Raw genomic sequence first — 25,482 nt, forward strand, 5'->3', positions numbered from 1 at the left:
CCCCTTCGGACGCGGGCAACATTGGTCGGTTGGCGCTGTCTGGATCGGAGTTTTTACGTCAGAATCCCGGTCTATTCCGCATTCGGTCACGGCTTCGATGAGTTGCAACAGTCAGAAAATTCGTACGCTGCGCCAGCAGATCCCCACGTTCGAGTGCGTGCCCGGCTGTCATGACTGCTGTGGCCCGGTGACCACCTCGCCCGAAGAAATGTCCCGCCTGCCGCGCAAAACCCGGGCCGAGCAGGATGCAGCGATGGACGAGCTCAATTGCGTCCACCTGGGACCCAACGGCTGCACGGTGTATGACGAGCGACCGCTGATCTGTCGGCTGTTCGGTACCACCAATACGTTGCCATGCCCCAACGGGCGGCGGCCGGTGGAGCTGATTCATCCTCGGGTCGAGAAGCAGATTCATGAGTACATGGCCAGCACCCGGCAGGTGTTGGTTTAAAAACAGCGTTACTTCAGCGGGGACCGAGTTGCTTCAATCGCGAGCAGGCTCGCTCCCACAAGAACACCGCTGTACCTGTGGGAGCGAGCCTGCTCGCGATAGCGGTCGCTCAGACAACCCTTCCCTTGTGGCTGAACCTTCAATCCGGGATCGGCAGACTCAAGCTCTCTTTCACTTCTTCCATCACGATATAGCTCTTGGATTCCCGCACATGCGGCAGCTTGAGCAGAATGTCGCCCAGCAGTTTGCGGTACGAAGCCATCTCGGAGATCCGCGCTTTCACCAGATAGTCGAAGTCCCCTGACACCAAATGGCATTCCAAAACGTGGGGCAGTTTCAGCACCGCGCGTCGGAACTCTTCGAAAGTATCGCCGGATTTGTAGTCGAGGCTGATCTCGACGAACACCAGCAGGCTACCCTTGAGGTGTTGCGGGTTCAGGCGGGCGTTGTAGCTCATGATGATCCCTTCGCGCTCCAGTCGCCGTACCCGTTCAGTGCAGGGTGTGGTGGAGAGGCCGACCTTTTCCCCCAGTTCGGTGAACGAGATGCGCCCGTCCGCTTGCAGGATCCGCAGGATGTTGCGGTCGATCTTGTCCAGCTCACGTTTGGTCTGAGTGTTGGTTCGCATAGGGGATGCGCCTCCGTGAAAAGGGTTTTTGCCGAGAATTGTCGCCAAATATAAGCACTTATATAGTGAAAAGCACTGGCTAATCTTTTTTAAACTGCCCACATCTTCGGTCTGCACAATACACGTCAGCGGTAAGCCGCGATGAGGGATATGAAAATGCGCGTTCTGGTCTTGGGTAGCGGCGTCATCGGTACCGCCAGTGCCTATTATCTGGCACGGGCCGGCTTTGAAGTGGTGGTCGTGGACCGTCAGCCAGCAGCGGCCATGGAAACCAGTTTCGCCAACGCCGGGCAGGTTTCGCCGGGTTATGCCTCGCCTTGGGCCGCGCCGGGCGTGCCGCTCAAAGCCATCAAGTGGCTGTTGCAGCGTCACGCACCACTGGCGATCAAGGCCACCGCCGACATCGACCAATACCTGTGGATGGCGCAGATGCTGCGCAACTGCACCGCCAGCCGTTATGCGGTGAACAAGGAGCGCATGGTGCGTCTCTCCGAGTACAGCCGTGACTGCCTCGACGAATTGCGTGCCGAAACCGGCATTGCTTACGAAGGCCGCAGCCTCGGTACTACTCAGCTGTTCCGCACCCAGGCACAGCTCGATGGCGCCGCCAAAGACATCGCCGTGCTGAAAGAATCCGGCGTACCGTTCGAACTGCTCGACCGTGCCGGCATTGCCCGGGTCGAACCGGCCCTGGCCAGTGTCACCGACATCCTCGCCGGTGCCTTGCGCCTGCCGAACGACCAGACTGGCGACTGCCAGATCTTCACCACCCGCCTGGCCGAGATGGCCACGAAACTGGGTGTGGAATTCCGTTTCGGCCAGGACATTCAGCGCCTCGATTTCGCCGGTGATCGCATCAACGGCGTCTGGATCGACGGCAAGCTGGAAACCGCCGACCGTTACGTGCTGGCGCTGGGCAGCTACTCGCCGCAACTGCTCAAGCCGCTGGGCATCAGGGCTCCGGTGTATCCGCTCAAGGGTTACTCGTTGACCGTGCCAATCATCAACCCGGCGATGGCTCCGACGTCGACCATTCTCGACGAAACCTACAAGGTCGCGATCACCCGTTTCGACAACCGCATCCGCGTCGGCGGCATGGCGGAAATCGCCGGTTTTGACCTGTCGTTGAACCCGCGCCGGCGTGAAACCCTGGAGATGATCGTCAACGACCTTTATCCTCAGGGCGGCGATCTGGCCCAGGCGAGTTTCTGGACCGGCCTGCGTCCGACCACTCCGGACGGCACGCCGATTGTCGGCGCTACGCCGTTCAAGAACCTGTTCTTGAACACGGGGCATGGCACGCTCGGCTGGACCATGGCCTGTGGTTCCGGTCGTTTGCTGGCCGACCTGATGGCGAAAAGGACGCCGCAGATCAGCGCCGAAGGCCTCGATATTTCCCGTTATGGCAACAAACTTCAGGAGTCTGCAAAACATGTCAATCCAGCGCCAGCTCACCAATGAGCGTATGAGCCAGATCGTTGTCCACAACAGTACCGTGTATCTGGCAGGGCAGGTCGGCGATGACATGAGCGCCGGGATTGAACAGCAGACCCGTGAAACCCTCGCCAACATCGAGCGTTTGCTGGATCTGGCCGGAACCGACAAGAACCGTCTGCTGTCGGTGACGATTTACCTGAAAGACATAGACGCGCACTTCGAAGGCATGAACGCGGTGTGGGACCAGTGGCTGCCAAAAGGCGTTGCACCGGCCCGCGCGACGGTCGAATCGAAGCTGTGCGAACCGCAAATCCTGGTCGAGCTGTCGGTTGTTGCCGCGCTGCCATAACGCCAAGCCAGAAAGATCCCTCTCCCGGCGCTGTTGGCGGTTCACGCTGTCAGCCAGCGCCGGTTTTTTTTCAAATGACCGACTAGAAGTCTGCCGCCATGCGTCCTGCCCGTGCCCTGATCGACCTTCAAGCCCTGCGTCACAACTACCGGATCGCCCGTGAAGTCACGGGGGCCAAGGCCCTCGCCGTGATCAAGGCCGATGCCTATGGCCATGGCGCGGTGCGCTGCGCCCAGGCGCTGGAAGCCGAGGCGGACGGGTTCGCCGTGGCATGCATTGAAGAGGCTCTGGAACTGCGCGCCGCCGGCATTCGAGCGCCGGTATTGTTGCTGGAAGGTTTTTTTGAAGCCGAAGAACTGTCGCTGATCGTCGAACATGACTTCTGGTGCGTGGTGCATTCGCTGTGGCAGCTCGAAGCCATCGAAAAAGCCGCGCTGAGCAAACCGATCACGGTCTGGCTCAAGCTCGACTCGGGCATGCATCGCGTTGGCCTGCACCCGGCGGATTACCAGGCGGCCTATCAACGGCTGCTGGCCAGCGGCAAAGTGGCGAAGATCGTGCTGATGAGCCACTTCGCTCGCGCCGATGAGCTGCACTGCCAGACCAGCGCCGAGCAGGTCGCGGTGTTCGAGGCGGCGCGTCAGGGTTTGTCCGCCGAAATCAGTTTGCGTAACTCGCCGGCGGTGCTCGGTTGGCCACAGATTCCAAGTGATTGGGTGCGCCCGGGCATCATGCTCTACGGTGCGACGCCTTTCGAAGAGGCCAATGCCGTGGCGTCCCGCCTGCAACCGGTGATGACCCTGGAATCGAAAGTGATTTGCGTGCGTGAACTGCCGGCCGGCGAGCCGATTGGTTACGGCGCGAAATTCGTCACCCCCAAACCGATGCGCGTGGGCGTGGTGGCGATGGGTTATGCCGACGGCTATCCACGTCAGGCACCGACCGGCACGCCGGTGCTGGTGGCCGGGCAGCGTAGTCAGTTACTGGGCCGGGTATCGATGGACATGCTCTGTGTCGACCTGACCGACGTGCCGCAAGCCGGCCTCGGTTCGCCCGTCGAGTTGTGGGGCAAAAATATCCTCGCCAGTGACGTCGCGACGGCCGCAGGCACGATTCCTTACCAGATCTTCTGCAACCTGCGTCGGGTGCCGCTGCTCTATTCCGGGGGCTGAACAATAGCGTTCCCGACCGAAAGTCGTTTCGCCAAACAGGATTCCGGCCCAAGTGTTGTAAATACTGAACGCTGTCGCCATGATAACGCTCATTATTCCTGCAACCTGAATCCCTGGAGGCGCAAGCATTGGACGTCGGTGAACGACTGCAATCGATCCGTAAGCTCAAAGGTCTTTCCCAGCGTGAGCTCGCCAAACGTGCGGGCGTCACCAACAGCACCATTTCGATGATCGAGAAGAACAGCGTCAGCCCCTCGATCAGTTCACTGAGGAAGGTACTGGGCGGGATTCCCATGTCCATGGTCGAGTTCTTTTCCGAAGAAATCCTGGAGGAAAAACCGACTCAGATCGTCTACAAAGCCAACGAACTGATCGATATTTCCGATGGTGCAGTGACCATGAAACTCGTCGGCCGGGCTCACCCGAGCCGGGCTATTGCGTTCCTCAACGAAATCTACCCGCCAGGCGCCGACACCGGTGAAGAGATGCTCACCCATGAGGGCGAAGAAACCGGGATTCTGGTGGAAGGTCGGCTGGAACTGGTGGTCGGTCTCGAAACATTTGTGCTCGAAGCCGGCGATAGCTACTACTTTGAAAGTACCAAGCCGCACCGCTTCCGTAACCCGTTCGATGCCCCGGCGCGACTAATCAGCGCAGCCACGCCAGCGAATTTCTAAGAGAAGAGGCGTCCTGCCCGGATTGCGGAGACGCCCATGCTGTGTATCCGTCCCACGACAAGACCCCTCCGACTTTGGGGTTGTTTCAGTGTGACGGGCTTACCGCTATACTTGCGCCCGCCTGCGAACCGTGGCCGTAGGCGTGACTAGCCACCATTGAGGGTGTACGCGTGAACCTAATTATGAAAATGCTGGCCGTACCAGCAACCGTATTGGCCCTATGGGCAGTCAGCGCACAAGCAGCGACCAACGACGATATTGCTAAACGTCTTGAGCCCGTTGGCCAGGTTTGTGTGCAGGGTAAAGAGTGCAAGGGGATGGAAGTCGCTGCTTCGGTTGGTGGCGGTGCAGCGAAAACTCCCGACGAAATCATTGCCAAACACTGCAATGCTTGTCATGGCACCGGCCTGTTGGGCGCACCCAAAATCGGTGATGCCGCAGACTGGAAAAAACGCGCCGATAAAGAAGGCGGCACCGCTGCTGGCTTGGCGAAGGTAGCATTGAGCGGGCTCAATGCGATGCCGCCAAAAGGCACATGCAGTGACTGCGAACTGAAAGACCTTGAAGGCGCCATCCAGAAGATGTCTGGCCTGAAATAAGCACGTCTTCAACGAAAAGCCGCTTTCGAGCGGCTTTTTTGTGCCCGCGATTTGCTCTGCGACACTGTTCATTGCCGCAAAGACCCGGCAAGCTCGATCCAACCCCAATTCATGGAACGGGCGGGAGGAGCAGATGGTGCAGTTGTGTTCTATCGAGCAGGCGGTCGATGACGTCCTGGCGCGGTTGCCGGCGCACATCCACATGGGCCTGCCACTGGGGCTGGGCAAACCCAACCACTTTGTCAACGCGCTGTATCAACGCGTCGCGCAACTGCCCGAGCGGCAGCTGACGGTCTACACCGCCCTGTGCCTCGGACGCCCGCCACTGGGCGATGGCTTGCAAAAGCGCTTCCTCGAACCCTTCATCGAGCGGGTGTTCGGCGATTACCCGGAGCTGGATTTCCTCGCTGATCTGCATCGCGACAGCCTGCCGGGCAACATCCACGTTCATCAATTTTTCATGCAGCCGGGCAGCCTGCTTAACAGCGCAGCGGCCCAGCAGGATTACGTCAGCAGCAATTACAGCCACGCCGCACGGGATATCAACGCCGCCGGTTTGAACCTGGTGGCGCAACTGGTGGCCAGCCATGTCGAGCATCCCGATCGTCTGAGCCTGAGCTGCAACCCGGACATCACCCTCGACCTGTTGCCGATGATCGCCAAACGCCGGGCGGCGGGGGAGACGATCCTGATGGTGGGCCAGGTGCACAACGATTTGCCGTACATGCCCGGCGATGCGGAAATCGGCATCGACACCTTCGACCTGCTGATCGACGCGAAGGACAACACCACGCTGTTCTCCACACCGAACATGCCGGTGGGTTTTCAGGACCATTTCATTGGGCTGCACGCCAGCACGTTGGTGCGCGATGGCGGCACCTTGCAGATTGGCATCGGTGCCATGGGCGATGCCCTGACGGCGGCGTTGCTGGCGCGGCAGGCTGACAGTGACGGTTACAAGGCGCTGCTGACGGACCTGAATCTCAGCCAGTGGGCGCAACTGATTGAGCGCGAAGGGGGCATCGAACCGTTCGCCAAGGGCCTTTATGGTTGCAGCGAAATGTTCGTCAACGGCTTGCTGGTGTTGGCGGATGCCGGGATCGTGCGGCGCAAGGTTTTCCCGGACGTGCCGACCCAGCAGCAGGCGAATGACGGGACGCTGGACGAGGCCGCACAGACTGACGGCATCTCGGTGCATGGCGGGTTTTTTCTCGGGCCGCGCAGTTATTACGAGCGCCTGCGCGAGCTACCGCACAGTAAGCTGCTTGAATTCAACATGACCCGCATCAGCTACATCAACGAGCTCTACGGTCAGGAAGAACTCAAACGCTTGCAGCGCCTCGATGCGCGCTTCATCAACACCGTCTTCACCATGACCCTGCTCGGTGCCGGCGTGGCCGATCAGCTTGAAGACGGGCGAGTGCTGAGCGGTGTCGGCGGGCAGTACAACTTTGTAGCCCAGGGCCATGCGCTGGAAGGCGCGCGTTCGATCCTGCTCCTGCGCAGTTGGCGCGAGTCGGGCGGTGAAGTCAGTTCGAACATCGTCTGGGAATACGGCCACTGCACGATCCCGCGACACCTGCGGGACATCGTCGTCACCGAGTACGGCATTGCCGACCTGCGGGGCAAGGCCGACGCGGCGGTGATCGAGGCATTGCTGAATATCAGCGACTCACGTTTCCAGTTGGGGCTGATCGAGCAGGCGCAAAACATTGGCAAATTGCCGAAGCATTTCCGCCTCGATCCGCGTTTCGCCGACAACAGCCCACAGCGTTTGCAGGCCATCCAGGCACGGCATTCGAATTTGTTTCCGGAGTATCCACTGGGCTGCGATTTCACAGCTGAGGAGCGGGACTTATTGCGGGCGCTGAACTGGTTGAAGAGCAAGTTCAAGCTCCCGGAAATTCTGGAGCTGGGCAAGGCTGCGCTGGATGCACCAGAGCCTTCGGAATTTCCCGTGCATCTGGAGCGGATGCAGCTGACCCACCCCGAGGGATTGAAAGAGGACTTGTTTCAGCGGCTACTGCTCACTGGCCTGAAGGCCACCGTGCAGTAACTGCCAGCCGAAATCAACTGTGGGAGCGAGCCTGCTCGCGATGGCGGTGTAACAGCCAACAATGAAGTTGAATGTTATGACCTCATCGCGAGCAGGCTCGCTCCCACAGGGAATGTGCGGTGTAGCTTTAGTCGATAAAGGTCACGACACCGCCAGCCAGCGACTGAACGCGCGCCAACGATTCAACCCGATAACCCTGGGCATCCAATTCCGCACGACCACCCTGGAACGACTTCTCGATCACAATCCCCAAACCGGCCACGGTCGCGCCGGCCTGTTTGATGATCGAAATCAGCGCTTGCGACGCCTTACCGTTGGCCAAAAAGTCGTCGATGATCAGCACGCGATCGCTGCTGGTCAGGTGGCGCGGGGAGATCGCCACAGTGCTTTCGGTTTGCTTGGTGAACGAGTAAACGGTCGCCGACAGCAGGTTTTCAGTCAGGGTCAGGGACTGATGCTTGCGGGCGAAAATCACCGGCACGCCAAGGTTCAGGCCAGTCATGATCGCCGGGGCGATGCCCGAGGCTTCAATGGTGACGATCTTGGTGATGCCCGAGTCCTTGAACAGCGTGGCGAATTCGTCGCCGATCAGCTTCATCAGGGCCGGGTCGATCTGGTGGTTCAGAAAGGCGTCGACTTTCAGGACCTGGTCGGAAAGCACAATGCCTTCTTCGCGAATTTTCTTGTGCAGTGCTTCCATGAAGCTTTCCTCTTCGGCGCCTTGTGCGCCCCTAAGCTTTTATGAAAAGTGTTCGATTCTAGCGCTTTAACATTGCGCGTATATCCGCCAATGCGCTGTTGCCCCGAACGGCTTTGACTTCGGTCGGGGTGTCGTCGTTGCCTTCCCAGGCCAGATCGTCCGGCGGCAGTTCATCGAGGAAACGGCTGGGCGCACAGTCGATGATCTCGCCGTATTGCTTACGCTTGGCGGCGAAAGTGAAGGCCAACGTCTGACGCGCTCTGGTAATCCCGACGTAGGCCAGGCGGCGTTCCTCTTCGATGGTGTCAGCTTCGATGCTGGAGCGGTGCGGGAGGATTTCCTCCTCCATGCCCATGATGAACACGTAAGGGAATTCCAGACCCTTGGAGGCATGCAAGGTCATCATCTGCACACCTTCGGCGCCGTCTTCCTCTTCCTGCTGACGTTCCAGCATGTCGCGCAGCACGAGTTTGCCGATCGCGTCCTCGACGGTCATCTCGCCTTCTTCGTCTTTCTCCAGCGTGTTCTTCAGCGCCTCGATCAGGAACCAGACGTTACCCATGCGGTAGTCGGCGGCCTTGTCGCTGGAGCTGTTGGTGCGCAGCCAGTTTTCGTAGTCGATGTCCATGACCATACTGCGCAGGGCGGAGATCGGGTCTTCTCCGGCGCACTGCTCGCGGACCTTGTCCATGAAACGCTTGAACCGCGACAGGCGATCGGTGAAGCGCGTGTCCAGATGCTCGCCCAAGCCGATTTCGTCGGTGGCGGCGTACATCGAGATTTTTCGCTCGGTGGCGTAGTTGCCCAGCTTCTCAAGCGTGGTCGAACCGATCTCCCGGCGTGGGACGTTGATCACCCGCAGGAAGGCGTTGTCGTCGTCCGGGTTCACGATCAGACGGAAGTAGGCCATCAGGTCTTTCACTTCCTGACGTCCGAAAAAGCTGTTGCCGCCGGAAAGCCGGTAAGGCACCTGGTGATGCTGCAACTTCAGCTCGATCAGCTTGGCCTGGTAGTTGCCGCGATAGAGAATCGCGAAATCACTGTAAGGCCGGTCGGTGCGCAAGTGCAGGCTAAGGATTTCCACGGCCACGCGCTCGGCTTCGGCGTCTTCGTTGCGGCAACGGATCACGCGGATTTCGTCGCCATGGCCCATCTCACTCCACAGCTGCTTTTCGAATTCGTGCGGGTTGTTGGAAATCAGCACGTTGGCGCAGCGCAGGATGCGGCTGGTGGAGCGGTAGTTCTGCTCCAGCATCACCACTTTCAGGGACGGGTAATCGTCCTTGAGCAGCATCAGGTTTTCCGGACGGGCACCGCGCCAGGCATAGATCGACTGGTCGTCGTCGCCCACCACGGTGAACTGGTTACGCTTGCCGATCAGCAATTTCACCAGCAAATACTGGCTGGCGTTGGTGTCCTGGTATTCGTCCACCAACAGATAGCGGACCTTGTTCTGCCATTTTTCCAGGATGTCGTCGTGTTCCTGGAACAGTTTTACCGGCAACAGGATCAGGTCGTCGAAGTCCACCGCGTTGAACGCCTTGAGCGTACGCTGGTAGTGGGTATAGACGATGGCGGCGGTCTGTTCCTTGGGGTTGCGCGCGTTTTCCAGGGCTTCGGGCGGCAGGATCAGGTCGTTTTTCCAGGCGCCGATCATGTTCTTGATCTCGTCGACGCCGTCGTCGCCCGAGTATTCCTTCTGCATGATGTCGGTCATCAAGGCTTTGACGTCGGTCTCGTCGAAGATCGAGAAACCCGGTTTATAGCCCAGCCGCACGTGTTCCTTGCGGATGATGTTCAGGCCCAGGTTGTGGAAGGTACACACTGTCAGGCCACGGCCTTCGCCGCCTTTGAGCAGGGTGCCGACCCGTTCCTTCATCTCCCGCGCGGCCTTGTTGGTAAAGGTCATGGCGACGATGTACTGGGCGCGGATGCCGCAGCTCTGGATCAGGTGCGCAATTTTGCGCGTGATCACGCTGGTCTTGCCGGAGCCTGCGCCGGCGAGCACCAAAAGAGGGCCGCCGACGTAGCTCACGGCTTCTTGCTGCCGGGGATTGAGTCGGGACATACGAAATCAGGGAGTCGTTAGCGAAATGGGCCGGCATTTTAACAGGCTCAGCGAATTGTGCTGCTCTCTCCGACTTGTGACGCAACACACCATCTTCATTTGCCGGTTTAGCAACTTTCACGCAGGATGCGCGGTGAGTTTGCGTCTAATGTTCGTATTCAAGACACAAAACGTGTTTGATAACCGATGTCATTTTGTCATTGGATATCAGCGCGGCATAATGCCCGCCGCCTACATCATTGCAGAGTCTAGGGAGATAGCTTGTCTACGCCTGTCGAACCCTTGCGTTTGCTGCTACTGGCCGAAGAGCCGGCGTGGGCAGCGTTGTTGCGCGAGTGTCTGGCTCCGATGGGGAGTGCGGCGGTGCTGATCTGCGCGCCGAGCTGGGAGTCTGTCAGCAGCCTGTTCGATGACAACCGCTGCGCGGTGTTATTGACGATTCCTGCTCTCCAGCCGGCACCTGGCCGTTGCAGCCTGCCGACGGTGCTGCTGCTCGAACACGAGCCGCTGCTGCCGCCCGACGGTGTGAGCGACTGGCTGGTGCGCGATCTGCTGGACCCCGGCATGCTGCGTCGCTGCTTGCGTCATGTGCGTGAGCGCGGCGTGCTGGAAAACACGTTGCAGCGCCTGGCCGAACAAGACCCGTTGACCGGCATCGCCAACCGTCAGGGTTTCCAGACCTTGCTGGCGGCGCGTCTGGCGGAAAACGACGGCCGTGGCCTGGCCCTCGGTCACCTCGACCTCGACAACTTTCGCCATGCCAACGACGCCCTCGGCCATCAGGCCGGCGACCGGTTGATCTTGCAAGTGGTCGCGCGTCTGAAAAGCCAGCTGGAGGCCAGCGATCAATTGGCGCGGCTGGGCAGCGATGAATTCGCCCTGCTGATCGACACCCGCCGCGCCCCTCAGCGCGCCGAATGGATGGCCGAACGGATCATAGAAGTCCTGTCGGAGCCGTACTGGGTCGACGGCGAAAGCTTGTTGATCGGTTCCAGCCTCGGCGTTGCCCATGCTCGAGCCCAGGCCGGTGCCGACCCGCTGATGTGGCATGCGCACATCGCTATGCAGCAGGCCAAAAGCACCCAAGGTTGCACCTTTCACATCTTCAACGAACGGATCAATCGCAATGCCCGCAGCATCGCGGACCTCGAAAGCGAGCTGCGCCGGGCCTTGCGCCGCGATGAGCTGGAGCTGCATTACCAGCCTCGCCTGAACCTTGAAGACGGCCAGATTGTCGGCCTCGAAGCCTTGGTGCGCTGGCGTCATGGCGAACGCGGCTTGCTACCCCCTAGCGAATTCGTGCCGCTGGCCGAGCAAAGCGGCTTGATCGTGCCGCTGGGGTACTGGGTGATTTCCCGGGCCCTGCGGGACATGCAGGCGTTGCGCGAACGGGGGCTGCCGGCGCTGCACATGGCGATCAACCTGTCGTTCCGGCAGTTTCAGGACAGCCAACTGTTGTCGACCCTGAGCCGGCTGATTGCCGAGCGTGGCGTCGAGGCGCAATGGCTGGAATTTGAACTGACCGAAACCGCCGTGATGCGCCGCAGCGATCTGGTCAAGCAGACCATGGACGCTCTCGGGCGCCTCGGCGTGCGCTTCTCGCTGGACGATTTCGGCACAGGGTTCTCTTCGTTCGTGCACCTCAACAGCCTGCCGATTGCGTTGTTAAAGGTCGACAAGAGCTTTGTCGGTGGCATGGAAGAGCGGGAAGAGAATCGCAAACTGGTGCACGCGATGATCAACCTGGCGCACAACCTCAACCTCGAAGTGGTCGCCGAAGGTGTGGAAACGCCGGAGCAGCTGGATTTGTTGCGCGGGTTTGGTTGCGATCAGGTGCAGGGGTATCTGATCAGCAAGCCGTTGCCGTTGGCCGAGTTGGTGGAGTATCTGGCCTTTGGCAGCAGTCAGCAGCCGGTGCTGGAAATCGTGAGCTGACCACTACTTTTCAGTTGGCACAAAACCTGTGGGAGCGAGCTTGCTCGCGATAGCGGAGTATCAGTCGACATGGATTTTGACTGACCTGGCCTCATCGCGAGTAAGCTCGCTCCCACAGGGGATCTCACTCCGCCTGAACTGTCTCGAATTGCTGTGACCCCGGCTCGGACCGAATCATCCGCGTCATCTTCCACTCAAACGCCAGCGTCAGACTCACCGCCGCACACGCCAGCCCCAGCGCCAACCCCCACCAGACCCCCGTTGGCCCCCAGTTCAAATGGAAGGCCATCCACCAGGCGGCCGGTGCACCGATCAGCCAGTAGCAACCCAAACCCACCAGGAACGTGGTCTTGGCATCCTTGAGCCCGCGAATGCAGCCCATGGCGATGGTTTGCGTGCCGTCGAACAGCTCGAACCACGCCGCCACCGCCAGCAGGCTCACGGCCAGATTGATGACTTCGCGGAACGCCGGGTCGTTGTGGTCCAGGAACAAGCCGATCAACTGATTCGGCAGCAGCCAGAAGACCATCGCAAACCCCAGCATCGACGCGGCTCCAAAGGCGATCCCGACGCGGCCGGCCAGCCGCGCATCTCGCAATTGCCCGGCACCGTAATGCTGGCCTATGCGCATGGTGATCGCATAGGAAAGCCCTGCCGGCACCATGAACGCCACCGAGACGATTTGCAGGGCGATCTGGTGCGCTGCCAGTTGCGTACTGCCCATGGTGCCCATGCACAGCGCGGCGAAGGCAAACAGGCCGACTTCCACCGCATAAGTGCCGCCAATCGGCAGGCCCAGGCGCCACAATTCCTTCAAGTACTGACGATTGGGCCGCGACAGACCCTGGCGCAATGGATACGCGTCATAGGCCGGATGCCGACGAATGTGCAGCGCGAGCGCCAGCGCCATGAAGTTGGCCACGATCGCTGTGACCAGACCGATGCCCATCAGACCCATTTTCGGCAGACCGAACATGCCGGTGATCAATGCATAGTTGAGCAGGAAGTTGGCCACGGTGCCGGCGAGGCTGATGACCATCACCGGTGTCGCCCGACCGATGGCACTGGTGAAGCCGCGCAGCGCCATGAAGCTCAGGTAGCCGGGCAGGGCGAACGGCAGGATCAACAGAAACTGGCCGGCAGCCTGGACGTTGGTTTCGGTCTGACCGAACAGCAGCAACACCGGTTTCAGGTTCCACAGCAGCAAACCCGCCACCAGCGCCATCAACCATGCCAGCCACAACCCGGCCTGGGTCAGCCGCGCCGCGCCAATGATGTCGCCCGCGCCCTGACGAATCGCCACCAGGGTGCCGACGGCGGCGATCACGCCGATGCAGAAAATCGACACGAACGAATACGTCGCCGCGCCCAGACCACCGCCGGCGAGCGCCTCGGGGCTCAGGCGCGCCATCATCAAAGTGTCGGTGAGGACCATCAACATGTGCGCCAACTGCGAGGCAATCAACGGCCCCGCCAGCCGCAGGATGGCCCAGAGCTCAATACGCGCTGGATGCTGCATGATCATCACGCTCGATTGTCAGAGAGAACAGGAAGCGTCGATTCTCGGCGCTCTGCGGGGTTTGCACAAAGGGATAAAAAGGATGGGTAGCATGATTAAAACTCATGCTCGGGGCTTTCTGATAAGTTGAGGCAACTGCGCTATAGGAGCTTTCCCAATGTCCCGTCGTCTTCCTCCCTTGTATGCCCTTCGAGCATTCGAAGCGGCGGCGCGGCATAGCTCGTTTACCCGTGCCGCCGAAGAATTGTCGATCACGCAAAGTGCGGTCAGTCGGCACATTCGTACGCTCGAAGAGCATTTTTCCTGTCGGCTGTTTCATCGCAGCGGGCGCAACCTGCAACTGACCGAATCGGCGCGGTTGATCCTGCCCGGCATTCGCGAAGGCTTCACCGCCCTTGAACGGGCCTGCAATACCTTGCGCGCCGAGGACGACATCCTGCGCATGAAGGCCCCGTCGACCCTGACCATGCGCTGGCTGCTGGCGCGGCTCAGTCGATTTCGGCACCTGCGACCGGGGAACGAGGTGCAATTGACCAGCGCCTGGATGGATGTCGATACGGTGGACTTCAACCACGAACCCTTCGATTGCGCGGTCATCCTCAGTAACGGGCATTTTCCACCGGACTGGGAGACGACTTTGCTGTTCCCCGAAGAGCTGATTCCGGTGGGGGCGCCGAATCTTCTGAAGGATCAACCGTGGGACGTTGCGCGCCTGGCCAGCACCGAGCTGCTGCACCCGACGCCGGACCGCCGTGACTGGCGCAACTGGCTGGAACGCATGGGCCTGACCGATCAGGTTTCGCTCAAGGGCGGGCAGGTATTCGACACGCTGGAGCTGGGCATGATTGCTGCCGCCCGAGGTTACGGCGTGTCCATGGGGGATTTGCTGATGGTGGCGGAGGACGTTGCGCAAGGACGTCTGAGTTTGCCGTGGCCGACGGCCGTTGCCAGTGGTGAGCATTATTACCTGGTCTGGCCGAAAACCCGTCCGGGAGGTGAACGTTTGCGCCGGCTCAGCGACTTCCTGCAAGGGGAAGTCCGAGCCATGGAATTACCGGATGTCGAACGCTTGGGCTGAATCGATGGAGTCGCCGCAATGGCGGCCTTGAGCCATATCCCGGTTAATCACTCAAGTATTCAGCTCTGCCGCCGAAAATCTGCTCATGGAACCTTCGTGCAGGGTCCACGTTATTCCCACTATCAGAAATTTTGCCGAGTGTGCGATGGGATCAGAGTGATCCGGCCACTGGGTCAGGAGCTGTCATGTCTCAACCTCGTGCTCGGATCGCTTCACAGCTGGGTCTTGCGCTTGCCGTGATACTGGCAATTGTCATCAGCGGCAGTACCGTGTTTGCCCTGCGTTCGCTGGACGCTGCCAACCTCGCCACCCGCGAAGAGCACCTGGCCAGCGAGGCACGGCTGCTGGCCGATCAGCTGAGCACTTTCCACGGCACGTTGCGTGAAAGTACCCAGCGCCTCAGCGGCCTGTTCGAGAAGCGCTTCAGCGCCGGTTTGAGTGTTCATCCGGATGAGCCGGTGACTGTGGCGGGTGTGCAGGCCCCGGGCCTGCACCTGGGCAGTGAAGTGCTGAATAACAACTTCGCGGAAGTCGATGAGTTCAAGCAGATGACCGCCGGCGTCGCCACGCTGTTCGTGCGCAAAGGCGAAGACTTCATTCGGGTCAGCACGTCCTTGAGCAAACAGGACGGCACCCGGGCCATCGGCACGCTGCTGGATCACGCTCACCCGGCCTATGCACGTTTGATAGCCGGGCAGAGCTATGTGGGTCGCGCCTTGCTCTTTGAACGCTCCTACATGACTCAGTACACCCCCGTACGCGACAGCGGCGGTAAGGTGATTGCCGTGCTGTTCGTAGGATTCGATTACACCGACGCACAGAAGGCCCAGTTCGAAAACCTCAAACGCTTCCGCATCGGCCAGACTGGCTCCCTGGCGCTGCTTGATGAGCAGAACAAATGGCTGGTGCCGATCGCCGGTGTGCAAGCGCCGGATCAGGCGGTCCCAAACATCGTTGGTCTGACCAAGACGCCGGGCAAGGGTGATTTCTGGAGCGACACGTCGCAAGACTTCTACAGCGTTGCGGTGCCGTTCGAGGGCGGGCCCTGGTCGGTGGTGGCGAGTATGCCGAAAACCGAAATCCGCGCCGTGACGTGGAGCGTCGGTATTCAATTGGCCATCGGCAGTCTGCTGGCGATGTTGCTGGCGGTCGGAGCGGCAGTCTGGTTGTTGCGCAGCAAACTGGCGCCGCTGAGTGATCTGGTGCGTCAGGCCGAAGCCTTGGGCGCCGGTGATTTGAGTGTGCGCCTGAACGTGTCGAGCAATGACGAGATCGGTCAGTTGGCCCGTGCCTTCAACCAGATGAGCCAGGCACTGTCGGCCATGGTCGAGCATATCCGCAAGGCCTCGGAAGAGGTCAACAGCCGTGCTCAGGCGTTGTCCGGCTTATCAGGTGGTGCCTACGAAGGGATGGAGCAGCAGTCCGGCGAAATCACCAGCATGGCCGGCGCCGTGGAAGAATTCAGCGCCACCTCGTTGAACATCGCCGACAACATGGGCAACACCCAGCGTCTGGCGCAGGAAAACGCACAGCAAACCCAGATCGGTCGTACGTCGATGGACGAAGCTTCCTCATCCCTGGAGCAAATCGCCGGTGCACTGAACAGCACCGCGACGGTGATCAATACCTTGGGTCAGCGTTCTCAGGAAATCGGCGGCATTGTCGGGGTGATTACCGCGATCGCCGAACAAACCAACCTGCTGGCGCTCAACGCCGCCATCGAAGCCGCCCGCGCCGGTGAGCAGGGCCGTGGGTTTGCGGTGGTGGCCGATGAGGTGCGCAACCTGGCCTCACGCACCCGCCAGGCCACTGACGAAATTTCCGGGATGATTCAAAGCATCCAGCAGGAAACCGGCAATGCCATCAGCACCATGGAACAGGGCAACGTACTGATGCAGGAAGGCCTGTCGCGCAACGCCAACGTCGCTTCGGCCCTGGCGCGGATCGATGAACAAAGCCGCTCGGCCGGTCAGCAGTTCGCTGCGATCACCACAGCGACCCAGGAACAAAGCAGCACCGCGACCTTGCTCAGCAGCAATCTGCAAAGCATCGCTTTGGCGAACAGTGAACAGCGCGAAGTGGTGTCGAACCTGGCGGTGACCGCCAAAGAGCTGGAGAAGCTTGCGGCGGATCTGCGGCATGAGGTTGACCGGTTTCGCTGAGTCACTGCCGAAATCGCCATCGCGAGCAGGCTCGCTCCCACAGTTGATCTCGGGTGTTCACAAATCCCGTGTTCACCTCCGATCCAATGTGGGAGCGAGCCTGCTCGCGATGGCATCGACTCATTTTCCGATTTGCCAAATATGTGGATCAATTCCTCTTTAGTTGTCTTCCTTGGAATTTAGCACCAGTGTCTCGATTTTTATGCTTGCTGAAACGTTTCTTCAAGTCTATAAAATTGGCACAACTCCAAGAAAGGCTGCTGCCATGACCCCGCTCAAACTCTTCGTTGCCCTCAGCGCACTGTCCGCTGCCTCCCAAGCCATGGCCTGGGATTATGTTTTGCTCGACACCGACAAAGCCGCCCAGAACTGGCAGATCACCAGCCAGCAACTCGGCGTAAAAACCGACAAACCCTTCAGCGTCACCCTGCGCACCTTGCACGGCGGTCGGCAGGAAGGCGTCAGCATCGTCGACATCGATAACGGCACGATGAAACTTTCAGTAGTACCGACTCGCGGCATGAACGTCCTGCAGGCCTCCGTCGGCGATGTGCGCATGGGCTGGGATTCGCCGGTCAAGGAGGTGGTCAATCCATCCTTCATCGAACTCAACGGCCGTGGTGGCCTGGGCTGGCTGGAAGGCTTCAACGAACTGGTCACCCGCTGTGGCTACGAATGGGTCGGTCACCCTGGCATCGACAACGGCGAACTGCTGACCCTGCACGGTCGCGCCGCCAACATCCCTGCGAACAAAGTCACCCTGCACATCGATGAAAAACCGCCGTACGCCATCACTCTGCGCGGCGAGCTGAAAGAACAGGCGTTCAAGAAGGTCGACTTCTCCGTCGCGACCGAACTGGTCACCGAACCCGGCAGCGTAGCGTTCGCCCTCAACGACACCCTGACCAACAACGGCGACTATCCGAAGGAATACCAGGCGCTGTATCACAGCAACTTCAGTACCCCATTCCTGGAGCAGGGCGCTCGCTTCGCCGCGCCGGTGAAACAGGTGTCGCCATTCAACGACAAGGCCAAGGGCGATCTGCCCGACTGGCAAACCTACCGCGCACCGACCAAGGACTACGACGAAACGGTCTATAACGTGGTGCCATATGCCGATGCCAAGGGCGATACATTAACCGTGCTGCATAACAAGGCCGGCAGCCTGGGGGTTTCGGTCGGCTTCAATACTCAAACACTGCCCGTGTTCTCCCTGTGGAAAAACACCGATACCCAGGGGCAGGGCTATGTCACGGGACTGGAGCCGGGGACGAGTTTTTCTTACAACCGCCGGTATCAGCGGCCATTGAACCTGGTGCCGACAATTGGGCCGAAGGAACAGAAGCAGTTCGGGATCAGCTACAGCTTGTTGGCGGATAAGGCGGCTGTGGATAAGGCGTTGAAGCGTGTGAGCGAGATTCAGGGTGGGCGGGAGACAGAGGTGCGGCAGACGCCATTGGTTGATCTCACCAAGGGGTGATGCCTGCTAATTTGTGCTCGGCCGGTATTGCAGTGCCTCGGCCAAGTGCTCGCGGGTAATGCCATCGACTTGCTCAAGGTCGGCCAGGGTGCGCGCCACTTTGAGCAGTCGATGGGCTGACCTCAGCGACAAGGTCAGCCGTTCGCACGCCGTTTCCAGCCAGGTTTGGTCAGCTGTGACGGGAATCGCGCGAGCCCTCCCAAAATGCCCTACCGGGTTTTCAGTGCATTGGCCAGGCGCAGCGTGGCCGCTTCGATTTCATAAGCGGTCAGCGACGAGTAACCCAATAACCAGCCTTGTTTCTTCTCCTCGCCGGCGTACAACCGGCTGAGGCCGGAAAGTTGTACGCCCACGCTGGCTGCTTGGCGGATGGTTTTTTCTTCAGACCAGCCATCGTGCAGCAGGCAGGGAATTTGTAGCCCGCCAGGAGGGCGCAAGGCGGTAACGATGCCGTCCAAGTGCTTACCGATCGTGTCGAGCATGATGGAGCGGCGTCCGGCATACAGCTTGCGCATGGCTCGGACGTGGGCGTTGTAATGGCCGTCCTCCATAAAGCGCGCCAGGGTCAGTTGCAGGATTTGTGGTGTATGGCCGTCAATCATGCTGCGGGCGTAGGTGAAAGCCTTGATCAGCTCGTGGGGCAGTACCATGTAACCCATTCGCAAACCGGGGTAGAGGGTCTTGCTGAAGGTGCCGATATAGAGCGTACGCTGATACTTGTCCAGGCCCTGTACGCAGGCGGTCGGTTGCCCGTCGTAGTGAAACTCGCTGTCGTAATCATCTTCGATGATCCATTTGCCCTTCTCCGCTGCCCAGTTGATCAACTCAAGACGACGCTCCAGCGGCAAGGTCGCGCCGGTGGGGTATTGATGAGAAGGCGTGACATAAACGCAATTGGCGCCGCTGCGGTCGGCGTACAGCAGGTCGGTGCGTATGCCCAGTTCATCGACATCGATGGGAAGAACGTTGGTCTCGGCGGTTTCAAAGGCTTTCTTGGCGCCGTAGTAACCCGGGTTTTCCAGCAGGATCGGTTTGCCGGCGTCCACCAGCAACTGCGCACACAGAAAAAGAGCCTGGCGAGTGCTGCTCAATACCATGATCTGGTCTGAGGAGCATTTGGCCCCGCGCTCGAGGTTCAAGTAGGTGGCGATGGCCTTGCGCAGCGGCTCGGCGCCTTGCGGATCGCCGTGCAATAGCACGTTGGCGCGATAGTCCTTCATCACTTGGCGTTGCAGGCGCTCCCAGACATCGGTGGGGAAGGTGCGGGTTTCCGGCAGGCCGGTCGCGAATGCCTTGATTACCTGCTGATCGTTCACGCCGCCACTGTCGAAGATCATCCGCCCGCGCTGGCTCAATCCCGCCCCCGGTGCCGCCTGACTGCTTTTGACTTCCTGCGCCTTGATGCGTCGGCGCGCTGCGCCGCGCAATTCGGTGCCCAGCGTTTCACAGACATAACTGCCAGCCCCCTCGCGCCGCACGATAAAACCGTCGCGGTGCAGTTGCACGTAGGCGTTTTCAACGGTGTCGCGGGCAACCTCGAGTGACTTGGCCAGGACCCGGGTCGCGGGCAGCTTCAAGCCTGGGGCAAGGGCGCCATCGAGGATCAATGCACGCAGTGCGCGCTGAATCCGCTGATGCAGATTCAACAGCTGAAACTCAACATCGTTGAGGCGCATTTTCAGCGTTTCCAGCTCGAACGTCTTCGCCATGCGGTCTGCCTGATCTTAGTAAATTGGCCTGCAAAGGCAGGCCAGTCTATCCGTAGAATCCGCCCATCGTCACTGCCTTTGCGCTCGGTGATCGGTCGCTGCATTGAGCGACTTCATGAAGAATTTTGCCCGCGGGCTGAGGCAGGGATCGCTTTCAGTCACAGCAAGCGGTCTGGTAAGTGGTCTGGCCTTCTGCGAGAAAGTGCAGGGGAAAAACATGCCATTTCAACGTTATAAATCCGCCCTTATCCGGGACAGGCACCTCGTTTTGCAAGGAGCAAAGCCATCATGTCGTCTTCAGCATTGCCATCGCCCCTGCGTCTACGGGACCTTCTGCATCCGACTGTCGCCGGGCTGATTTCAGTCATCGTCAACTATGGCGGCACTTTCATCCTGGTCTTTCAGGCCGCCAAAGTGGCCGGGCTCAGCCCAGAGCTGACAGCGTCGTGGGTATGGTCGGTGTCGATTGGCGTGGGCATTACCGGGCTGTTTCTGAGTTGGGTGAGCCGAGAGCCGATCATTACCGCCTGGTCGACACCCGCGGCGGCTTTTCTGGTCGTCGCGCTGTCCACCACGCCTTACGCCGAGGCGGTGGGTGCGTACATTATTTCGGCCGCCGCCTTCGTGCTGCTGGGTTTGTCCGGTTGCTTCGAAAAACTCATCCGCCTGATTCCGTCGGGTGTGGCTGCGGGCCTGCTGGCCGGTATCTTGCTGCAGTTCGGAATCGGCGCGTTTGGTGGCATGAGTCTTGACCCCGTGTTGGTCGGGTTGCTGATTGCCGCTTACGTTGTGCTCAAGCGCTTCACCGCGCGCTACGCGGTGGTGGGCATTCTGGTGCTGGGGCTGGCGTTTCTTCTAACGCAGGGCCGTGTAGAACTGTCGGGGCTGGCGCTGCAATTCGCGGTACCGGTATTCACCCAGCCTGAGTTTTCGATCAATGCGCTGCTCAGTGTGGCACTGCCGCTGTTCCTGATCACGCTCACCGGCCAGTACATGCCGGGCATGCTGGTGCTGCGCAACGATGGCTTCAGCACCAGCGCTAATCCTATCCTGACTGTCACAGGGCTGGGCTCCTTGCTAATGGCGCCCTTCGGTTCTCACGCCTTCAATATCGCGGCCATCACGGCGGCCATCTGCACCGGCAAAGAAGCCTCGGAGGATCCGTCCAAGCGCTGGATCGCCGGGGTTGCTGCGGGACTGTTCTACATCCTCGTAGGGATTTTCGGGGTGACCCTTGCTGCGGTGTTCATGGCGTTACCGGCCACCTTCATTACGACGCTGGCCGGGCTGGCCCTGCTCGGCACTATCGGCGCGAGCCTGGCCAGCGCCATGGCTGACGTCAAAACCCGCGAAGCCTCGCTGATCACCTTTCTGGCGTCCGCCGCGAACATCACCTTGCTGGGGATTGGTGGGGCGTTCTGGGGGTTGCTGATCGGTTTGGCGGCCTACGCCTTGCTCAATGGCCGCTTACCGCGTCGCGAGACGATGGTCATTCCGGCTGCCGACGCTGTTGTGACGACCAAAGGAGTCATCCACTGATGTTTGATCAATTGGAACAAACCGTCACCCTGCACGAGCGTCATGGCCGTTACCCACAGGCCACCAGCGTCGAGGACTTTCGCCGCAACCTGGCAGCCGTGCAGCAGCGAATCGCCAATGCCTGTCAGCGGGTCGGACGTGATCCGGCGAGTGTGCGTCTGCTGCCGGTCAGCAAAACCTTTGACGAAGCTCATCTGCGTCTGGCCTACGCTGCCGGCTGCCGGCTACTGGGTGAGAACAAAGTGCAGGAAGCGCAGCGCAAATCGCAGGCCATGGCCGATCTGGCCGACTTGCAGTGGTCGGTTATCGGCCACCTGCAAACCAACAAGGCCAAGCAGGTGGCGCGTTTTGCCAGTGAGTTTCAGGCGCTGGACAGCTTGCGAGTGGCCGAGGCCCTGGATCGTCGCCTGCACATCGAAGGGCGCCAGCTGGATGTGTTCGTTCAGGTCAATACCTCCGGCGAAGCCAGCAAATATGGCTTGGCGCCCGAAGCCGTCGCGGACTTTTTGAACGCCCTGCCAGCGTTCCCGGCGTTACGGGTGCGTGGGTTGATGACACTGGCGTTGTTTTCGGCCGACGTGGTCCGTGTCCGCCCTTGCTTTGTACGGCTGCGCGAACTGCGCGAGCGCTTGCGCCAGCGCGCCCCGGCGGGCGGCGGGCTGGAGGAACTGTCCATGGGCATGTCCGGTGATTTCGAAGTCGCCATTGAAGAGGGGGCCACCGTGGTGCGTGTCGGTCAGGCCATCTTCGGCGCACGTGCCATGCCGGATGCCTACTACTGGCCGACCGCGGATGCCCGTCCGGGAAGTGATGAGTAGTCGCCGCTGACATTCCCCTTAACATCTTGATCCAGCTCTACAGGAAGCCAATCCGATGTACGACTCAACGCTGACCCTTAAAGCATTCGACGCCGAGCTGTGTGAGGCGATTCATAACGAAGAACATCGTCAGGAAGACCACGTCGAACTGATCGCTTCCGAAAATTACGCCAGCCCTCTGGTGATGAAAATCCAGAGCACCGTGCTCACCAATAAATACGCCGAAGGCTACCCAGGCAAGCGCTACTACAGCGGCTGCGAGTATGTCGATGTGGCCGAGCGTCTGGCCATCGAGCGGGTCAAGGCCCTGTTCAACTGCGACTACGCCAACGTGCAGCCGCATGCGGGTGCCCAGGCGAACGCTGCGGTATTCCTGGCATTGATCAATCCTGGCGATACGGTGATGGGTATGAACCTGGCCCAAGGTGGCCACCTGACCCACGGTAACCCTTCAAACTTCTCGGGCCGTCATTACAAGATCGTTCCTTATGGCCTTGACTCGCAGACGGGCTTTCTCGATTACGACGAGATGGAACGTATCGCCCTGGAAACCCGGCCGAAGATGCTGATCGGTGGTTTTTCCGCCTACTCCCGGTACAAAGACTGGGCGCGCATGCGGGCCATTGCCGACAAGGTCGGGGCCATTTTCTGGGTCGACATGGCCCACGTCGCAGGATTGGTCGCCGCGGGAGAATACCCGGACCCATTGCCGCACGCCCATGTGGTCACCAGCACCACGCACAAGACCCTTCGGGGCCCACGGGGTGGCTTGATTTTGTCCAAGGGGCAAGATGACGCATTCTACAAAAAGCTTGATTCTGCGGTATTCCCGGGTGTCCAGGGCGGCCCATTGATGCACCAGATCGCCGCCAAGGCCGTCGCTTTCAAGGAAGCACTGAGGCCCGAGTTCAAAACCTATCAGAGCCAAGTGGTGATCAACGCCCGGGCCATGGCGGCCGTGCTGCAAGAGCGGGGTTACAAGATCGTCTCCGGTGGCACCGATAACCACATGATGCTAATCGACCTGTCCGACAGGCCTTATACCGGCAAGGAAGCCGATACGGCCCTGAGCAATGCCTATATCACCGCTAACAAGAACTCGGTGCCCAACGACCCGCGCTCACCGTTCGTGACCTCCGGGTTGCGCATCGGTACCCCAGCCATCACCACCCGTGGTTTCGGCGTGATCGAATGTGAACAATTGGCGGGCTGGTTGTGCGACGTACTGGACGCCCTGGAAAGCGGCAACAGCGAGAAGGTGGGGCATCACGTGCGTGAACAGGTGGTGGAGCTCTGCCGCCGTCATCCTGTCTATCGTTAACCCTGTTACTCCGGGCTATTACCCGGCTGATGTCATCATCGGGCGAAAAACCAGACGCTTGGGACGACCGGGTGCACTCGATGCCAATCTCTCTAGCTGGATGCGGATGGCCGATATTGCAGTGCTTCGGCGACGTGGCTGCGACCGATAGCGTCTACTTGTTCCAGATCCGCCAGGGTACGGGCGACTTTCAGTAGGCGGTGAGCGGCACGAAGCGAAAGGGTTAGTCGCTCGCAGGCGCTTTCCAGCCAGCCTTCATCGGCTTTGGATAACGCGCAATGCTGGCGCAGCCCTGGCAGGTCGAGAAAGGCGTTGGCGCAGCCCTGACGCTGTTGCTGACGCTCCCGGGCTTGGGCGACCAGGGCAGAAGCGCTGGCCGTATCGTCACCGGTTTTGATCGGGTTCAGCGCCGTGCTTTCCCGGGCCACTGTTAGATGCAGATCGATGCGGTCCAGCAGCGGCCCCGACAGTTTGTTGCGATAGCGCTGAACCATGTCCGGCGTACAGGAGCAACGACCGCTCGGCTCGCCAAGATATCCACAGGGGCAGGGATTCATCGCGGCGACCAGCTGAAAGCGCGCCGGGAAGCGTACTCGGTCCTTGGCGCGGGAAATCACGATATGGCCGGATTCCAGTGGCTCTCTCAGTACTTCCAACACCTTGCGATCAAATTCCGGGAGTTCATCGAGGAACAGCACACCATGGTGGGCGAGGGTGATTTCGCCGGGTTGCGGTTTCGAGCCGCCGCCCACCAGCGCCGGGCCTGAAGCGGAGTGGTGTGGTTGTCGGAAGGGGCGTTGTGGCCAATGGCTCAGTGGCACACAACTGGCGACGGATTGAATCGCCGCGACTTCCAGCGCTTCACTCTCGGCCAATGGCGGCAACAGGCCGGGCAGACGACTCGCCAACAACGTTTTCCCCGTCCCCGGCGGTCCGCTGAACAGCAAGTTGTGAGCCCCTGCCGCTGCAATCAGCAACGCGCGTTTGGCCGCAAGTTGCCCCTGCACTTCATTCAAGTCTGGATAGGGCTTGTTGGCATAGAGCAAACCATTGGAAGCGTAGGGTGCGATGGGCGTGTGACCATTGAAATGCGCGACCGCTTCCAGCAAATGATCCACCGCAATCACTTTCAACCCCGAAGCCAGGCAGGCCTCCTCGGCATTCGCTCGCGGCACCACCAGCGTGCGCCCGGCCTTGCGCGCTGCCAGCGCCGCCGGCAACACCCCGCGAACCGCCCGCACCGCGCCCGACAGCGCCAGCTCTCCCAGGCACTCCACATCATCCAGCGTCAACGTCGGCACTTGCACACTGGCCGACAGAATTCCCAAGGCGATCGCCAGATCGAACCGCCCGCCATCCTTCGGCAAGTCTGCCGGGGCGAGATTCAATGTGATACGCCGTGCCGGAAACTGTAGCCCCGAGTTGATGATCGCGCTGCGCACTCGATCCTTGCTTTCCTTCACGGCGGCTTCGGGCAAACCGACCATCGTCAGCGACGGCAAGCCATTGGCCAAATGCACTTCTACGGTAACAGCGGGCGCATCCACGCCAATCTGGGCGCGGCTGTGGACGATGGATAGGGACATGGTCGTTCCTTGAGCTACATGGAAACCGCTTCCTGCGGTTTTTTGAAGGGTAGTCGGGGAGTCAGGGTTTAGCGTGGCAGTAGAGCTGCCAAACTTTCGCAGGATGTTGCTGGGGGCGGTGAGTTGATTCCAGTCAGTTAAGCCGTAACGCGACTCGTAGCAGCTGGCGGAGCCTGCGTTCGGCTGCGCAGCCGAACG

General features: G+C 60.2%; 20 protein-coding genes and 1 pseudogene. 14 read left to right on the plus strand and 7 right to left on the minus strand.

All coding sequences use genetic code 11. The features are described from left to right. The first annotated feature begins 97 nt into the window (after positions 1–97). Positions 98–451 (plus strand): YkgJ family cysteine cluster protein, encoded by a 354-nt coding sequence (locus tag QMK51_RS01055; RefSeq protein WP_320392911.1) that lies wholly within the window; start codon positions 98–100, stop codon positions 449–451. A 139-nt stretch (positions 452–590) separates the two neighbouring features. On the opposite strand, the gene QMK51_RS01060 is transcribed toward QMK51_RS01055, so the two are convergent. Next, on the minus strand, positions 591–1,079 hold the full coding sequence (locus tag QMK51_RS01060; protein ID WP_123403812.1) for an Lrp/AsnC ligand binding domain-containing protein: 489 nt from the start codon (positions 1,077–1,079) through the stop codon (positions 591–593). Positions 1,080–1,235: 156 nt separating this feature from the next. Between QMK51_RS01060 and dadA the strand changes: the two genes are divergently transcribed. From dadA to QMK51_RS01090, 6 genes are all read left to right on the plus strand, one after another. After that, the gene (gene dadA, locus QMK51_RS01065; protein WP_320392912.1) at positions 1,236–2,540 is read left to right on the plus strand and encodes a D-amino acid dehydrogenase; all 1,305 of its coding nucleotides are present in this window, start codon (positions 1,236–1,238) and stop codon (positions 2,538–2,540) included. Continuing rightward, positions 2,512–2,865 carry a RidA family protein gene (locus QMK51_RS01070; RefSeq protein ID WP_123357430.1) on the plus strand — a complete coding sequence of 118 codons (354 nt, stop codon included), beginning with the start codon at positions 2,512–2,514 and terminating at the stop codon, positions 2,863–2,865. Before dadA ends, QMK51_RS01070 begins: the two co-directional genes overlap by 29 nt. A gap of 98 nt (positions 2,866–2,963) precedes the next feature. After that, complete coding sequence (alr, locus tag QMK51_RS01075) at positions 2,964–4,037, plus strand: alanine racemase (protein WP_320392913.1); 1,074 nt, start codon at positions 2,964–2,966, stop codon at positions 4,035–4,037. Between the two features lie 128 nt (positions 4,038–4,165). Next, positions 4,166–4,714, plus strand: a complete 549-nt coding sequence (locus tag QMK51_RS01080) for a cupin domain-containing protein (RefSeq protein ID WP_223490423.1) — start codon at positions 4,166–4,168, stop codon at positions 4,712–4,714. 182 nt (positions 4,715–4,896) lie between these two features. After that, positions 4,897–5,313 (plus strand): c-type cytochrome, encoded by a 417-nt coding sequence (locus tag QMK51_RS01085; RefSeq protein ID WP_258698494.1) that lies wholly within the window; start codon positions 4,897–4,899, stop codon positions 5,311–5,313. A gap of 133 nt (positions 5,314–5,446) precedes the next feature. Beyond that, positions 5,447–7,369 (plus strand): acetyl-CoA hydrolase/transferase C-terminal domain-containing protein, encoded by a 1,923-nt coding sequence (locus tag QMK51_RS01090; RefSeq protein ID WP_320392914.1) that lies wholly within the window; start codon positions 5,447–5,449, stop codon positions 7,367–7,369. Positions 7,370–7,496: 127 nt separating this feature from the next. Here QMK51_RS01090 and QMK51_RS01095 read toward each other — a convergent pair whose 3' ends face one another. Both QMK51_RS01095 and rep read right to left on the minus strand, forming a co-directional pair. Further along, complete coding sequence (locus QMK51_RS01095; protein WP_223490427.1) at positions 7,497–8,069, minus strand: xanthine phosphoribosyltransferase; 573 nt, start codon at positions 8,067–8,069, stop codon at positions 7,497–7,499. A 58-nt stretch (positions 8,070–8,127) separates the two neighbouring features. Continuing rightward, positions 8,128–10,137, minus strand: coding sequence for a DNA helicase Rep (rep, locus tag QMK51_RS01100; protein ID WP_095052389.1), 2,010 nt, complete (start codon positions 10,135–10,137; stop codon positions 8,128–8,130). Positions 10,138–10,398: 261 nt separating this feature from the next. Here rep and QMK51_RS01105 point away from each other — a divergent pair, with 261 nt between their 5' ends. Next, a complete protein-coding gene (locus QMK51_RS01105; protein WP_258698496.1) occupies positions 10,399–12,072 on the plus strand; it encodes a putative bifunctional diguanylate cyclase/phosphodiesterase in 1,674 nt (557 codons plus the stop codon). A 124-nt stretch (positions 12,073–12,196) separates the two neighbouring features. Here QMK51_RS01105 and QMK51_RS01110 read toward each other — a convergent pair whose 3' ends face one another. Next, positions 12,197–13,591, minus strand: a complete 1,395-nt coding sequence (locus QMK51_RS01110; protein ID WP_320392915.1) for a NorM family multidrug efflux MATE transporter — start codon at positions 13,589–13,591, stop codon at positions 12,197–12,199. Positions 13,592–13,748: 157 nt separating this feature from the next. Between QMK51_RS01110 and QMK51_RS01115 the strand changes: the two genes are divergently transcribed. The 3 genes from QMK51_RS01115 (at position 13,749) to QMK51_RS01125 (ending at position 18,311) form a co-directional block, all read left to right on the plus strand. Next, the gene (locus QMK51_RS01115; protein WP_258698498.1) at positions 13,749–14,669 is read left to right on the plus strand and encodes a LysR substrate-binding domain-containing protein; all 921 of its coding nucleotides are present in this window, start codon (positions 13,749–13,751) and stop codon (positions 14,667–14,669) included. A gap of 185 nt (positions 14,670–14,854) precedes the next feature. Further along, entirely contained in the window at positions 14,855–16,831 is a 1,977-nt protein-coding gene (locus QMK51_RS01120; RefSeq protein WP_320392916.1) for a methyl-accepting chemotaxis protein, read from the plus strand. A 265-nt stretch (positions 16,832–17,096) separates the two neighbouring features. Next, positions 17,097–18,311, plus strand: coding sequence for an aldose 1-epimerase family protein (locus QMK51_RS01125; RefSeq protein WP_008076137.1), 1,215 nt, complete (start codon positions 17,097–17,099; stop codon positions 18,309–18,311). A gap of 6 nt (positions 18,312–18,317) precedes the next feature. Here the strand turns inward: QMK51_RS01125 and QMK51_RS01130 are convergent. Then, positions 18,318–18,488, minus strand: a pseudogene (locus QMK51_RS01130) (magnesium chelatase); the annotation flags it as partial. 32 nt (positions 18,489–18,520) lie between these two features. After that, entirely contained in the window at positions 18,521–20,020 is a 1,500-nt protein-coding gene (locus QMK51_RS01135) for a PLP-dependent aminotransferase family protein (RefSeq protein ID WP_320392917.1), read from the minus strand. Positions 20,021–20,308: 288 nt separating this feature from the next. On the opposite strand from QMK51_RS01135, the gene QMK51_RS01140 reads away from it, so the two are divergent. The 3 genes from QMK51_RS01140 to glyA are packed head-to-tail and all read left to right on the plus strand — an operon-like array spanning position 20,309 to position 23,698. After that, positions 20,309–21,559, plus strand: coding sequence for a benzoate/H(+) symporter BenE family transporter (locus QMK51_RS01140; protein ID WP_320392918.1), 1,251 nt, complete (start codon positions 20,309–20,311; stop codon positions 21,557–21,559). After that, complete coding sequence (locus tag QMK51_RS01145) at positions 21,559–22,377, plus strand: YggS family pyridoxal phosphate-dependent enzyme (protein WP_320392919.1); 819 nt, start codon at positions 21,559–21,561, stop codon at positions 22,375–22,377. The genes QMK51_RS01140 and QMK51_RS01145 overlap by 1 nt, the downstream gene beginning before the upstream one ends. A gap of 55 nt (positions 22,378–22,432) precedes the next feature. Next, positions 22,433–23,698, plus strand: coding sequence for a serine hydroxymethyltransferase (glyA, locus tag QMK51_RS01150; RefSeq protein ID WP_320392920.1), 1,266 nt, complete (start codon positions 22,433–22,435; stop codon positions 23,696–23,698). A gap of 92 nt (positions 23,699–23,790) precedes the next feature. Here the strand turns inward: glyA and QMK51_RS01155 are convergent, their stop codons facing one another. Then, entirely contained in the window at positions 23,791–25,284 is a 1,494-nt protein-coding gene (locus QMK51_RS01155) for a YifB family Mg chelatase-like AAA ATPase (RefSeq protein ID WP_320392921.1), read from the minus strand. Positions 25,285–25,482: the final 198 nt, after the last annotated feature.

It is taken from the genome of Pseudomonas sp. P9_31, assembly GCF_034008235.1.
Taxonomy (GTDB): Bacteria; Pseudomonadota; Gammaproteobacteria; order Pseudomonadales; family Pseudomonadaceae; genus Aquipseudomonas.

Coding starts and splice junctions, on each gene's coding strand:
- QMK51_RS01085 (WP_258698494.1), top strand. CDS start 4,897: ATGAAAATGCTGGCCGTACCAGCAACCGTATTGGCCCTATGGGCAGTC.
- QMK51_RS01055 (WP_320392911.1), top strand. CDS start 98: ATGAGTTGCAACAGTCAGAAAATTCGTACGCTGCGCCAGCAGATCCCC.
- QMK51_RS01060 (WP_123403812.1), bottom strand. CDS start 1,079: ATGCGAACCAACACTCAGACCAAACGTGAGCTGGACAAGATCGACCGC.
- alr (WP_320392913.1), top strand. CDS start 2,964: ATGCGTCCTGCCCGTGCCCTGATCGACCTTCAAGCCCTGCGTCACAAC.
- QMK51_RS01090 (WP_320392914.1), top strand. CDS start 5,447: ATGGTGCAGTTGTGTTCTATCGAGCAGGCGGTCGATGACGTCCTGGCG.
- glyA (WP_320392920.1), top strand. CDS start 22,433: ATGTACGACTCAACGCTGACCCTTAAAGCATTCGACGCCGAGCTGTGT.
- QMK51_RS01145 (WP_320392919.1), top strand. CDS start 21,559: ATGTTTGATCAATTGGAACAAACCGTCACCCTGCACGAGCGTCATGGC.
- QMK51_RS01120 (WP_320392916.1), top strand. CDS start 14,855: ATGTCTCAACCTCGTGCTCGGATCGCTTCACAGCTGGGTCTTGCGCTT.
- rep (WP_095052389.1), bottom strand. CDS start 10,137: ATGTCCCGACTCAATCCCCGGCAGCAAGAAGCCGTGAGCTACGTCGGC.
- QMK51_RS01115 (WP_258698498.1), top strand. CDS start 13,749: ATGTCCCGTCGTCTTCCTCCCTTGTATGCCCTTCGAGCATTCGAAGCG.
- QMK51_RS01155 (WP_320392921.1), bottom strand. CDS start 25,284: ATGTCCCTATCCATCGTCCACAGCCGCGCCCAGATTGGCGTGGATGCG.
- QMK51_RS01140 (WP_320392918.1), top strand. CDS start 20,309: ATGTCGTCTTCAGCATTGCCATCGCCCCTGCGTCTACGGGACCTTCTG.
- dadA (WP_320392912.1), top strand. CDS start 1,236: ATGCGCGTTCTGGTCTTGGGTAGCGGCGTCATCGGTACCGCCAGTGCC.
- QMK51_RS01125 (WP_008076137.1), top strand. CDS start 17,097: ATGACCCCGCTCAAACTCTTCGTTGCCCTCAGCGCACTGTCCGCTGCC.
- QMK51_RS01070 (WP_123357430.1), top strand. CDS start 2,512: ATGTCAATCCAGCGCCAGCTCACCAATGAGCGTATGAGCCAGATCGTT.
- QMK51_RS01095 (WP_223490427.1), bottom strand. CDS start 8,069: ATGGAAGCACTGCACAAGAAAATTCGCGAAGAAGGCATTGTGCTTTCC.
- QMK51_RS01110 (WP_320392915.1), bottom strand. CDS start 13,591: ATGCAGCATCCAGCGCGTATTGAGCTCTGGGCCATCCTGCGGCTGGCG.
- QMK51_RS01135 (WP_320392917.1), bottom strand. CDS start 20,020: ATGGCGAAGACGTTCGAGCTGGAAACGCTGAAAATGCGCCTCAACGAT.